Below are 11050 nucleotides of genomic sequence, written 5' to 3'. Positions count from 1 at the left end.
TGCCCCCTGTGAGATAAGGAAGTCGCTTAGCTTTAATCCGCCATAGCTCAGTTGGTAGTAGCGCATGACTGTTAATCATGATGTCGTAGGTTCGAGTCCTACTGGCGGAGTATGTAGACGTTCCGAGGAACGTCTTTTTTTATCTTTCAGGGGTCATCTTGATCCTTTTTAATTTTGCTCTTTATTAATATTTAATATCTTTTATAAGTTTGTTAGATTTGAGTGTTTTATTTGAAGTAATTTTTATTCCTTTTAATAGGTCTTAAAAGATTTTCTAGGCATTCTATTTCTTTTATCAGCGATAGCTGATAAATAATGTTCAGAAATATTAGTAAAATCCATTTATTTCGGTTGTCCATTTTGTCTTAATAAGCCATTAGAATGTTCATTGAGCCCCCGTTGACCAGGACAGTCTGAACCCGCAAAGAAAATATCAATGTCATGCGCATTGGAAATAGATTTCCAATTAGAAAATTCTTTCCCACAATCAAAAGTTATAGACCTAAAAAGGTGGCTAGGGACTTGAGACAACCATTGATTAATAGAAGCCTCAATATCACTTGCTCTCCGTCCATTGGTTTTCAGTGCGATGATGTTTTTGAGCAGCGTTCTACTTTGGTAATAACTGCATTTTTGTATTTTTCTCCCACAATTGTATCCCCTTCTAGATGACCGAATTCCGTCTTAAAATCGGGATAACTGTCTGCTCTCTCACGTAAATCTCTACGAAACGCTTGTTTTTCTTGTTTTTCGCTATGATCATTTGCTTTTCTGGAGGTCCTCTTTCTTAAAAATACCGTGGGTCTGCTAGTCGATAGAGAGTTCTCATAGAATCTGGATGAGCTCCGTTAATGACATCAAGGCTCCAGCTTCTAAATGAGTTTGAATAAAGTTTTTTTCTGCTTGCGAAAGACTGGTTTTATTCCTGCCACAGCGATTCTTATTGACTTTATATTGCTTATAGCAATCATAAGCAGAGTGCCCTTCTTTCAGATAGTTGATGACCTTGTAGATTGTCTGTTTTGATCTTCCTAGTGAGTTCGCAATATCTAGAACTTTTATGTTTTCTTGAAAGTAAGCCTTTATCATTACGAGTTCGTTTGTGGTAAGATGTATATAGGTTATTTATGTTAGTTCCTATCAGACAAATGTGTTAGTTTATCTGAGCCTAACAAAGATGGCTTTTTCTGTCTAGTTTAATTTTACAAATTGGGATTATAAAGTATACTAGCATAATTCCTACAGTATTATTTTCATTACAGAAATTTTAGATGTTTTTTTGAAATGTAGTATTGTGCCCCTGATCTGTTAGTTTTCTTTATCTGTTATTTATTTGAATATTCATTATAGTACATGATGGAAGTATCTGCCCTGGTTCTTCTATTTTTTTGTTATACTCATTTTATCAATAGAAATGGAGTCAAATAAAATGATTGAACAGATTTATGAACAATATCTTGATTTTTATGATGTTATTGAAAAGGAATATAGTTATTTAGTAGATAATGATTTAGAATGGGAAGTTTTTCATCTTCGATTTTTACTCTATTATTTAGTTCGGTACAAGTTTGATATTATGCATCCTTTATTTTCTTACCACTATAGAGCTTGCTACCGTTTGTACATTGAACAGTTATTGATTTCAAATGATTATGTTCTAGTTTAATCTTTATTTATCGTTATTTCCGAACAATTTTATTATTTTATCTTATCATAATAAAAATTTGCAATATTTTTTCAATATGATTTTTTCAATTTTCTCTAAATTCCTAATGTTTCAGGTATTTGGTCTTGAAAAAATAGAGAATCTTTATTATAATAAATTGTAAGATATAATTGCAGGTGAGATTCCTGCCATGTATGTGAGAAAGGAAGAGCCTAAGGGCTCAGACAAGATTATGACTTCAGTTGTTGTTGTAGGTACCCAGTGGGGTGATGAAGGTAAAGGGAAGATTACAGACTTCCTTTCAGCTAATGCAGAAGTGATTGCACGTTACCAAGGTGGTGATAATGCTGGTCACACAATTGTGATTGATGGAAAGAAATTTAAGTTGCACTTGATTCCTTCTGGAATTTTCTTCCCTGAAAAAATTTCTGTCATTGGGAATGGGATGGTTGTAAATCCTAAGTCACTTGTGAAAGAGTTGAGCTATCTTCATGATGAAGGTGTTACAACAGATAATCTACGTATTTCTGATCGTGCGCATGTTATTTTGCCGTACCACATCGAGTTAGACCGTCTGCAAGAAGAAGCTAAGGGTGAAAATAAGATTGGTACTACTATCAAGGGTATTGGTCCAGCTTATATGGATAAGGCTGCTCGCGTTGGGATTCGTATTGCGGATCTTTTGGATAAGGAGATTTTCCGTGAGCGTTTAGAACGTAACCTTGCTGAGAAGAATCGTTTGTTTGAAAAATTGTATGAAAGCAACCCTATTTCAATTGATGATATTTTTGAAGAATATTATGAATATGGTCAACAAATTAAGCAATATGTGACAGATACTTCTGTTATCTTGAATGATGCGCTCGATAATGGTAAACGTGTCTTATTTGAAGGTGCCCAAGGTGTCATGTTAGATATTGACCAAGGTACGTATCCATTTGTTACATCATCAAACCCTGTTGCTGGTGGTGTGACGATCGGTTCAGGTGTTGGTCCAAGCAAGATTGACAACCTTGTAGGTGTATGTAAAGCCTATACAAGTCGTGTTGGTGATGGGCCTTTCCCAACTGAATTGTTTGATGAAGTGGGAGAACGCATTCGTGAAGTAGGTCATGAGTATGGTACAACTACAGGTCGTCCACGTCGTGTAGGTTGGTTTGACTCAGTTGTGATGCGTCATAGTCGCCGTGTTTCTGGAATTACGAATCTTTCTTTGAACTCTATCGATGTTTTGAGTGGTTTGGATACAGTTAAAATCTGTGTAGCTTATGATCTTGATGGTCAACGCATTGACTACTATCCAGCTAGTCTTGAACAATTGAAACGTTGTAAACCTATTTATGAAGAATTACCTGGTTGGTCAGAAGATATCACTGGAGTACGTACTTTGGAAGATCTTCCTGAAAATGCACGTAACTATGTTCGTCGTGTTAGCGAATTGGTTGGCGTTCGTATTTCTACTTTCTCAGTAGGTCCTGGTCGTGAACAAACAAATATTTTAGAAAGTGTTTGGTCATAAGAGATTTTTTAAGATTTGTTTAAGATAGTTCAGCTATACTATAGACAGTTACAAGAAGACCTCCTAACTTGTTGTAACAAATATCCTAAACTTTTCTTTTTCATAATAATCTCCCTATAAAGTCACCGCATTCGGTGGCTTTTTTTGTGTTGGGATTCATGATATAATAATAAAACTGACAAGTAGGAAAAGGGAAATTGATGAATTATACAGTTGAAGAAAAAGAAGTCTTTATGAGGGAAGCTTTGAGAGAGGCGAAGATTGCTTTAGAGCATGATGAAATCCCAATTGGTTGTGTGATTGTCAAGGATGGAGAAATCATTGGTCGTGGGCATAATGCGCGTGAGGAGTTACAACGAGCGGTTATGCACGCGGAGATTATGGCCATAGAGAATGCGAACCTGAGTGAGGAGAGCTGGCGCTTGCTGGATTGCACGCTTTTTGTGACTATTGAGCCGTGTGTCATGTGTAGTGGGGCGATTGGGCTTGCTCGTATCCCTAAGGTAGTTTATGGGGCTAAAAACCAGAAATTTGGCGCTGCTGGCAGCCTCTACGATATTTTAACAGATGAGCGCCTCAATCACCGTGTGGAAGTTGAAACTGGGATTTTGGAAAGTGAATGTGCAGGTATTATGCAGGAATTTTTCAGAAATCGACGGAAAAAATAATTTCTCTTTTAAAATCTTGGGAAATGTGGTATAATAACTAATGGAGCAACAGTTCTGCGTGAAGCGGGTCAGGGGAGGAATCCAGCAGCCCTAAGCGAGTGTGAATTGTGTGCTCTTTTTTCGTGCTTTTTTCGAATAAATAAGATAAAATAGCCTAGAATAAAAGACAATAGAAAAGAGAATAATATGAAAATTCGTGGTTTTGAATTGGTTTCTAGTTTTACAGATGAAAATTTATTGCCCAAGCGTGAGACAGCGCATGCGGCTGGTTACGACTTAAAGGTTGCTGTGCGTACAGTTATTGCGCCAGGAGAGATTGTCTTGGTTCCGACAGGGGTTAAGGCTTATATGCAGCCGACTGAGGTTCTCTACCTCTATGATCGTTCTTCAAATCCTCGTAAGAAGGGTTTGGTTTTAATTAACTCAGTTGGAGTCATTGATGGGGATTATTATGGAAATCCTGGGAATGAAGGGCATATTTTTGCGCAGATGAAGAATATCACAGACCAAGAGGTTGTTCTTGAAGTTGGTGAACGTGTGGTCCAGGCTGTCTTTGCTCCTTTCTTAATTGCAGATGGAGATGCGGCTGATGGTGTTCGAACTGGTGGATTTGGATCGACAGGGCACTAGAATGAAGATTATCTTTGTACGTCATGGGGAGCCAGATTATTGTGAGTTAGAGGAGCGTTCTTATACGGGATTTGGGATAGATTTGGCACCCTTGTCTGATAAGGGACGGCAGCAAGCCCAGGAACTGAGAAAAAATCCTTTACTACCTTCAGCTGAAATAATCATATCTTCTGCAGTCACAAGAGCTTTAGAAACGGCTTTTTATGTGGTTTGTGCTACGGGACTTCCTTTGAGAGTGGAGCCATTATTACATGAATGGCAGGTCTATGAAAGTGGCGCAGATAATTTTGAAAAAGCTCGTACTATGTTTCTAGAAAATAAGGGGGAGTTACTTCCTAATAGTCCTATTCAATATGAGACAGCTACGGAAATGAAGTCTCGTTTTCTAGAATGTATGTCTAAGTATCGAGAACATCAGACTGTGGTAGTTGTTGCTCATCGAATGCTCATGCGCCAGTTTGTGCCAAATGAGAAGATTGATTTTTGCCAAGTGATTGAGTGTGAGTTAGAGATATAGAAAGAGGTTTATCATCGCAAAGAAAAAAGCGACATTTGTGTGTCAAAATTGTGAATATAATTCACCAAAGTATCTAGGACGGTGTCCAAACTGTGGATCTTGGTCTTCTTTTGTAGAAGAGGTGCGACCGGGCACTAAGATGAAGATTGTTTTTGTGCGTCATGGAGAGCCAGATTATAGTATGCTTGATAAACTTGAAAATCCGCGACTCTATAGTGGTTTTGGTCGTGATTTAGCACCATTGACAGGAAAAGGTCGCAGTCTGGCAAAAGAAGTTGCTAAAACTGCATGTTTTGGAAAGGCAGAGATTATTATTTCATCGTCTGTGACGAGGGCTTTAGAAACAGCACATTATATAGCGGTTGAAACAGGATTGGACTTATTTGTGGAGCCGTTTTTTCATGAGTGGCGTCCAGACTTAGATGGCACTAACTCTGATTTAACTAGTGTATTGGTAGCTCATGAATATTATCTAAAACATCAAGGAGGTTTATCTGAAGATTCTCCTTATCGCTATGAAACTGATCTAGAGATGCGTCATCGTTTTTTAAGTGCTTTGGAAAAATATAAAAATTATAAAACTATTATCATTGTAACTCACGGAATGCTCATGCGGCAATTTGTACCAGACGAGAAGATTAATTTTTGCCAAGTGATTGAATGTGAGATAGAAATTTAGAAAGAGGTTTATCATCGCAAAGAAAAAAGCGACATTTGTATGTCAAAATTGTGGGTATAATTCCCCTAAATATCTAGGACGTTGTCCAAACTGTGGGTCTTGGTCTTCTTTTGTTGAGGAAGTTGAGGTTACAGAAGTCAAGAATGCGCGTGTGTCCTTAACAGGTGAGAAAACCAAGCCCATGAAACTGGCTGAAGTAACATCCATCAATGTCAATCGAACCAAGACCGAAATGGAGGAGTTTAATCGTGTTCTCGGTGGAGGTGTGGTACCAGGAAGCCTCGTCCTTATAGGTGGAGATCCTGGAATTGGGAAGTCGACTCTCCTCTTACAAGTATCAACCCAGCTGTCTCAAGTCGGAACAGTTCTCTACGTCAGTGGGGAGGAGTCAGCCCAGCAGATTAAGTTACGAGCGGAGCGCTTGGGGGATATCGATAGTGAGTTTTATCTCTATGCCGAGACCAATATGCAAAGTGTTCGTGCAGAAGTAGAGAGAATTCAGCCAGATTTTCTCATCATCGACTCCATCCAAACCATTATGTCTCCTGAGATTTCAGGGGTTCAAGGCTCTGTTTCTCAAGTGCGGGAAGTAACTGCAGAGCTCATGCAGTTGGCTAAGACCAATAACATCGCCATCTTTATCGTCGGCCATGTGACCAAGGAAGGAACCTTGGCGGGTCCGCGTATGTTGGAGCACATGGTGGACACGGTGCTTTACTTTGAAGGGGAGCGCCACCATACCTTCCGTATCTTGAGAGCAGTCAAAAACCGTTTTGGTTCCACTAATGAGATTGGCATCTTTGAGATGCAGTCAGGTGGACTGGTTGAGGTTCTTAATCCGAGTCAAGTTTTCCTAGAGGAGCGTTTAGACGGTGCGACTGGTTCCTCCATCGTAGTGACCATGGAAGGAACACGTCCGATTCTTGCAGAAGTGCAGGCCTTGGTAACACCGACTATGTTTGGAAATGCCAAGAGGACTACAACAGGACTTGACTTCAATCGTGCTAGTTTGATTATGGCTGTTTTGGAGAAACGGGCAGGCTTGCTCCTTCAAAATCAGGATGCTTATCTTAAATCAGCTGGAGGTGTTAAATTAGATGAGCCTGCTATTGACTTGGCAGTTGCGGTTGCTATAGCTTCGAGCTATAAGGACAAGCCAACCAATCCTCAGGAATGTTTTGTAGGAGAATTAGGTTTGACTGGAGAAATTCGGCGCGTCAATCGTATCGAGCAGCGCATCAATGAAGCAGCGAAACTTGGATTTACAAAAATCTATGTACCGAAAAATTCCTTGACAGGTATTAATCCACCTAAGGAGATTCAGGTGATTGGGGTGACGACTATCGGAGAAGTTTTGAAGAAGGTTTTCTCCTAATAGTTGTATCCAGGTATAGATTACTAATCATTTTATTGCTAACATTTATTAAAACAAGGAGGAATTTCTGATGAAATTTTCTATGGACAGTCATATGCAATTTCCTTTGGTAGAGTTGTCACTCAATCAAGGAGAAACCGTCTATATCCAGCGAGGTAGTATGGTTTACCACACGCCTAACGTAAGTCTCAATACCCAGCTCAATGCAAGCGGTTCTGGTTTGGGACGTTTTGTCAAAGCTGTAGGGCGTTCAATGGTTTCTGGTGAAAGCACCTTCATTACTCAAGCTGTAGCAGAGTCTGATAACGGGAACCTTGCTCTAGCACCAGATACTCCTGGGCAGGTAATTGCTCTTGAACTAGGTGAAAAACAATATCGACTGAATGATGGGGCCTTTCTAGCTCTTGATGGTACAGCTTCCTATACTATGGAGAGTCAGTCTATTGGTAAAGCTCTCTTCGGAGGGCAAGGCGGTCTCTTTGTGATGACTACCCAAGGTCAGGGAACTCTTTTGGCCAATGCTTTTGGCTCTATTAAGAAAATTGAGCTACAAAACCAAGAAATAACTATTGACAATGCCCATGTGGTGGCTTGGAGTCAATCTTTGGACTATCATATTCACTTAGAAAATGGCTTCTGGCAGTCTATCGGTACAGGCGAAGGAGTGGTGAACACCTTCCGAGGAACTGGTGAGGTCTACGTACAAAGTCTCAATCTTCAGAGCTTTGCAGGATCGCTCAATAAGTATATCCAAAAAGGCTCATAAACATAAAACTAGGACAGAAACCCAAGCTAGAAGCTGGATGTCTCTGTCTTGGTTTTTTAATAGGAAGGTTGACAGCTGACAAGACAAAGAAAAGATGGTAAGATAGGAGATAAATAATTTGGTGTTCAAATTATCTGGTAGACTAGAAAGTGAGTTGTCATGTCCTATTTTGAAAATTTTTTAAAAGCCAATCAAGCCTATGTAGAACTGCATGGAGATCTTCATTTATCAATCAAACCAAAGACCAAGGTTGCAATCGTAACTTGTATGGACTCGCGTTTACACGTTGCGCCAGCTCTTGGGTTGGCTCTGGGAGATGCTCATATTTTGAGGAATGCGGGTGGTCGAGTGACGGAGGATATGATTCGCTCGCTTGTGATTTCCCAGCAACAAATGGGGACAAGGGAAATTGTGGTGCTCCATCATACAGACTGTGGTGCACAGACATTTGAAAATGGTCCTTTTCAGGAGTATTTGAAAAAAGAACTAGGAGTGGATGTTTCTGACAAGGACTTTTTGCCTTTTCAAGACATTGATGAAAGTGTTCGTGAGGATATGAGATTGCTACAGGAATCTCCTCTAATCCCAGATGATGTTGTTATTTCAGGTGCGGTTTACGATGTGGATACAGGAAGGATGACAGTCGTAAAACTGTAAGGATTAAATGTAGAAAGATAGTGTATGAAGAAAAATATTATTTTATTTGTTTTTATTGTATTAGTGTGTATTGGTTTACAGTATGAGACCATGTATTTTACAGATGGATCGATGTCTGGAACGGAATATGGAGTGATGGGACTTTCCATCTTTCTAGCACTCTTTTATATGATTCCAGCTGTTTATCTCCTATACCGCATTGGACATAAATGGGGAACACCAAGAAAGGCTATAACTTTGTCCTTATTGGGTGGGATATTTATTTCGGGTTGGTTATCTAGCTTTGCTAATACCTATATCCATGATTTACTGGGGGATCTTTTCCCAGATAGTGCATTTTTAAATGCCTTTGAAAGTGCCATTGTTGCTCCGATTGTAGAGGAACCTTTAAAATTACTACCTCTTGCCTTTGTTTTGTATTTAATTCCAATTAAAAAATTGAAATCAATCTTTTTACTAGGGATTGCTTCAGGTTTAGGGTTTCAAATGATTGAGGATATCAGCTATATTCGCTCGGATTTACCAGAGGGCTTAGCTTATACAATTTCTCGGATTTTAGAGCGAATAACGTCTGCTCTTGCCTCGCATTGGACTTTTTCAGGACTTGCCATACTAGGTCTTTACTTGCTTTACAGGGCTTATAAAGGTCAGAAGGCAGAACTGAAGTCTGGTTTGAACTATCTTGGTTTGGCTTTTGGAACGCACTTCTTATTCAACTCGCCTATTGTAGAGTTAGAGACAGAGTTGCCCCTTGCTTTTCCTCTTGTAACAGCTATTACTCTTTATAGCTTTTATCAGGCTTTCCACTTTGTTGAGAGGGACAATGATGTGATGACAAAATAGATTTCTTAAAAGATTATAACAAGAGTATAAATGTTTGTTCTTGTTTTATTTTTTATTGAAAAATCAAGAAAAAAGCGCTACAATGGTAGTTGGAAAAATGTTGTGAAAAAACACAAGTGATACATAAATACTGGAGGAAATCATGTCTTTTTCTGATTTAAAGCTGTTTGCCCTTTCTTCAAATAGAGAATTGGCAGAGCGTGTGGCGCAAGAGATTGGGATAGAGTTGGGAAAATCGACTGTACGTCAATTTTCAGATGGAGAAATTCAAGTTAATATCGAAGAATCGATCCGTGGGAAACACGTCTTTATCCTACAATCAACTAGCTCACCTGTAAATGACAATCTGCTAGAAATTTTGATTATGGTAGATGCTTTGAAACGCGCCAGTGCAGAATCTGTCAACGTTGTTATGCCTTACTATGGCTATGCACGTCAGGATAGAAAGGCGAGAGCGCGTGAGCCAATCACTTCAAAACTTGTGGCAAATATGCTTGAAGTGGCTGGAGTGGATCGTTTGTTGACGATTGACTTGCATGCTGCACAGATTCAGGGATTTTTTGATATTCCTGTCGATCACTTGATGGGTGCTCCTTTAATTGCAGACTACTTTGAGCGTCGTGGCATGGTTGGTTCTGACTATGTGGTTGTCAGTCCGGACCATGGTGGGGTGACTCGTGCTCGTAAATTGGCAGAGTTTTTGAAAACTCCGATTGCCATTATTGATAAACGTCGTAGCGTGGACAAGATGAATACCAGTGAAGTGATGAACATCATTGGTAAGGTAGAAGGCAAGACTTGTATCTTGATTGACGATATGATCGATACAGCTGGAACTATTTGCCATGCGGCGGATGCTCTTGCAGAAGCTGGTGCTGTCGAAGTTTACGCAAGCTGTACGCACCCAGTTCTTTCAGGGCCTGCTATGGATAATATCCAGAAATCAGCGATTAAAAAATTAGTTGTTTTGGATACCATCTACTTACCAGAAGAACGTTTGATTGATAAGATTGAGCAAATCTCTATTGCTCACCTTCTTGCGGATGCTATCGTCCGTATCCACGAAAAACGTCCTCTATCTCCATTATTTAGTATTGAGAAAAAAATCTAACGAATTCATTGGATAAGACAAAACTCCTAACAAAGTGATAGACCTTGTTGGGAGTTTTTTGGTAGCAGAATTCTGCAAACCCTTTCAAAATATGCTATACTGATGAAAAAGGAGGATTTTTATGACTCAAGAATTTATCAATCCAAGTGATGGTGTGATTCGTCAGTATCTAGCAACTAGTAAGACTCTAGCAGTAGTGGGCTTGTCTGATCGTGAAGAAACAACTAGCAATCGAGTGACAAAGGAAATGCAGGCTCGTGGCTATAAAATCATACCAGTAAACCCCAAGGCTGCAGGTGGTGAAATCTTGGGAGAAAAGGCTTATGCCAGCCTAGCTGAGATTCCTTTTCCTGTAGATATCGTTAATGACTATCGTCGTAGTGAGTTTCTACCAGATGTGGCACGTGATTTTCTCAAGGCTGATGCTAAGATTTTCTGGGCGCAACTAGGACTTGAAAGTCTAGAAGCGGAAGAAATCTTGCGTGCTGGAGGTTGCAATGATATCGTGATGAACCGTTGTATTAAGAGAGAACATACACGCTTAATTCTTGAACAATAAAAAGGTAGCTTGCGGGCTACCTTTTGTCTTATGTGACTTTCAGTCCGTCTCGCTCCGTTA

At 39.6% G+C, this 11050-nt stretch carries 13 protein-coding genes, 1 tRNA gene and 1 other RNA gene; 14 read left to right on the top strand and 1 reads right to left on the bottom strand.

The window, feature by feature from the left end; translation table 11 throughout:
- Positions 1-36 precede the first annotated feature (36 nt).
- Positions 37-110: transfer RNA gene (locus HMPREF2805_RS01985), tRNA-Asn, on the top strand.
- Between the two features lie 232 nt (positions 111-342).
- Here HMPREF2805_RS01985 and HMPREF2805_RS11650 read toward each other — a convergent pair.
- Positions 343-585, bottom strand: coding sequence for an IS30 family transposase (locus HMPREF2805_RS11650; protein WP_371607964.1), 243 nt, complete (start codon positions 583-585; stop codon positions 343-345).
- Positions 586-1429: 844 nt separating this feature from the next.
- On the opposite strand from HMPREF2805_RS11650, the gene comW reads away from it, so the two are divergent.
- The 13 genes from comW (at position 1430) to HMPREF2805_RS01915 (ending at position 10990) form a co-directional block, all read left to right on the top strand.
- Entirely contained in the window at positions 1430-1666 is a 237-nt protein-coding gene (comW, locus tag HMPREF2805_RS01975; protein ID WP_075231179.1) for a sigma(X)-activator ComW, read from the top strand.
- A gap of 232 nt (positions 1667-1898) precedes the next feature.
- Positions 1899-3185, top strand: a complete 1287-nt coding sequence (locus tag HMPREF2805_RS01970; protein WP_075231180.1) for an adenylosuccinate synthase — start codon at positions 1899-1901, stop codon at positions 3183-3185.
- 200 nt (positions 3186-3385) lie between these two features.
- Positions 3386-3853, top strand: coding sequence for a tRNA adenosine(34) deaminase TadA (gene tadA / locus HMPREF2805_RS01965; RefSeq protein WP_075231178.1), 468 nt, complete (start codon positions 3386-3388; stop codon positions 3851-3853).
- Positions 3854-3885: 32 nt separating this feature from the next.
- An RNA gene (gene ffs, locus HMPREF2805_RS01960) (signal recognition particle sRNA small type) lies at positions 3886-3984 on the top strand.
- Positions 3985-4039: 55 nt separating this feature from the next.
- The gene (locus HMPREF2805_RS01955; protein ID WP_000701987.1) at positions 4040-4483 is read left to right on the top strand and encodes a dUTP diphosphatase; all 444 of its coding nucleotides are present in this window, start codon (positions 4040-4042) and stop codon (positions 4481-4483) included.
- On the top strand, positions 4443-5000 hold the full coding sequence (locus HMPREF2805_RS01950; RefSeq protein WP_083301263.1) for a histidine phosphatase family protein: 558 nt from the start codon (positions 4443-4445) through the stop codon (positions 4998-5000). The genes HMPREF2805_RS01955 and HMPREF2805_RS01950 overlap by 41 nt, the downstream gene beginning before the upstream one ends.
- Before the next feature lie 139 nt (positions 5001-5139).
- A complete protein-coding gene (locus HMPREF2805_RS01945) occupies positions 5140-5679 on the top strand; it encodes a histidine phosphatase family protein (RefSeq protein ID WP_075231176.1) in 540 nt (179 codons plus the stop codon).
- A gap of 13 nt (positions 5680-5692) precedes the next feature.
- Positions 5693-7054 (top strand): DNA repair protein RadA, encoded by a 1362-nt coding sequence (gene radA, locus HMPREF2805_RS01940; RefSeq protein WP_083301262.1) that lies wholly within the window; start codon positions 5693-5695, stop codon positions 7052-7054.
- Positions 7055-7124: 70 nt separating this feature from the next.
- A complete protein-coding gene (locus HMPREF2805_RS01935; protein WP_075229722.1) occupies positions 7125-7820 on the top strand; it encodes a TIGR00266 family protein in 696 nt (231 codons plus the stop codon).
- A gap of 159 nt (positions 7821-7979) precedes the next feature.
- The gene (locus tag HMPREF2805_RS01930; protein WP_075229721.1) at positions 7980-8477 is read left to right on the top strand and encodes a beta-class carbonic anhydrase; all 498 of its coding nucleotides are present in this window, start codon (positions 7980-7982) and stop codon (positions 8475-8477) included.
- Between the two features lie 24 nt (positions 8478-8501).
- Positions 8502-9320, top strand: a complete 819-nt coding sequence (locus HMPREF2805_RS01925; RefSeq protein ID WP_075231174.1) for a PrsW family glutamic-type intramembrane protease — start codon at positions 8502-8504, stop codon at positions 9318-9320.
- Positions 9321-9462: 142 nt separating this feature from the next.
- A complete protein-coding gene (locus tag HMPREF2805_RS01920; RefSeq protein WP_075231173.1) occupies positions 9463-10431 on the top strand; it encodes a ribose-phosphate diphosphokinase in 969 nt (322 codons plus the stop codon).
- 121 nt (positions 10432-10552) lie between these two features.
- On the top strand, positions 10553-10990 hold the full coding sequence (locus tag HMPREF2805_RS01915) for a CoA-binding protein (RefSeq protein WP_075231172.1): 438 nt from the start codon (positions 10553-10555) through the stop codon (positions 10988-10990).
- Positions 10991-11050 lie beyond the last annotated feature (60 nt).

The organism is Streptococcus sp. HMSC034E03 (assembly GCF_001811505.1).
Taxonomy (GTDB): domain Bacteria; phylum Bacillota; class Bacilli; order Lactobacillales; family Streptococcaceae; genus Streptococcus.
This window is presented reverse-complemented; position numbering and strand designations above follow the sequence as displayed.

Coding starts and splice junctions, on each gene's coding strand:
- comW (WP_075231179.1), top strand. CDS start 1,430: ATGATTGAACAGATTTATGAACAATATCTTGATTTTTATGATGTTATT.
- HMPREF2805_RS01970 (WP_075231180.1), top strand. CDS start 1,899: ATGACTTCAGTTGTTGTTGTAGGTACCCAGTGGGGTGATGAAGGTAAA.
- tadA (WP_075231178.1), top strand. CDS start 3,386: ATGAATTATACAGTTGAAGAAAAAGAAGTCTTTATGAGGGAAGCTTTG.
- HMPREF2805_RS01955 (WP_000701987.1), top strand. CDS start 4,040: ATGAAAATTCGTGGTTTTGAATTGGTTTCTAGTTTTACAGATGAAAAT.
- HMPREF2805_RS01950 (WP_083301263.1), top strand. CDS start 4,443: ATGGTGTTCGAACTGGTGGATTTGGATCGACAGGGCACTAGAATGAAG.
- HMPREF2805_RS01945 (WP_075231176.1), top strand. CDS start 5,140: ATGAAGATTGTTTTTGTGCGTCATGGAGAGCCAGATTATAGTATGCTT.
- HMPREF2805_RS01935 (WP_075229722.1), top strand. CDS start 7,125: ATGAAATTTTCTATGGACAGTCATATGCAATTTCCTTTGGTAGAGTTG.
- HMPREF2805_RS01930 (WP_075229721.1), top strand. CDS start 7,980: ATGTCCTATTTTGAAAATTTTTTAAAAGCCAATCAAGCCTATGTAGAA.
- HMPREF2805_RS01925 (WP_075231174.1), top strand. CDS start 8,502: ATGAAGAAAAATATTATTTTATTTGTTTTTATTGTATTAGTGTGTATT.
- HMPREF2805_RS01920 (WP_075231173.1), top strand. CDS start 9,463: ATGTCTTTTTCTGATTTAAAGCTGTTTGCCCTTTCTTCAAATAGAGAA.
- HMPREF2805_RS01915 (WP_075231172.1), top strand. CDS start 10,553: ATGACTCAAGAATTTATCAATCCAAGTGATGGTGTGATTCGTCAGTAT.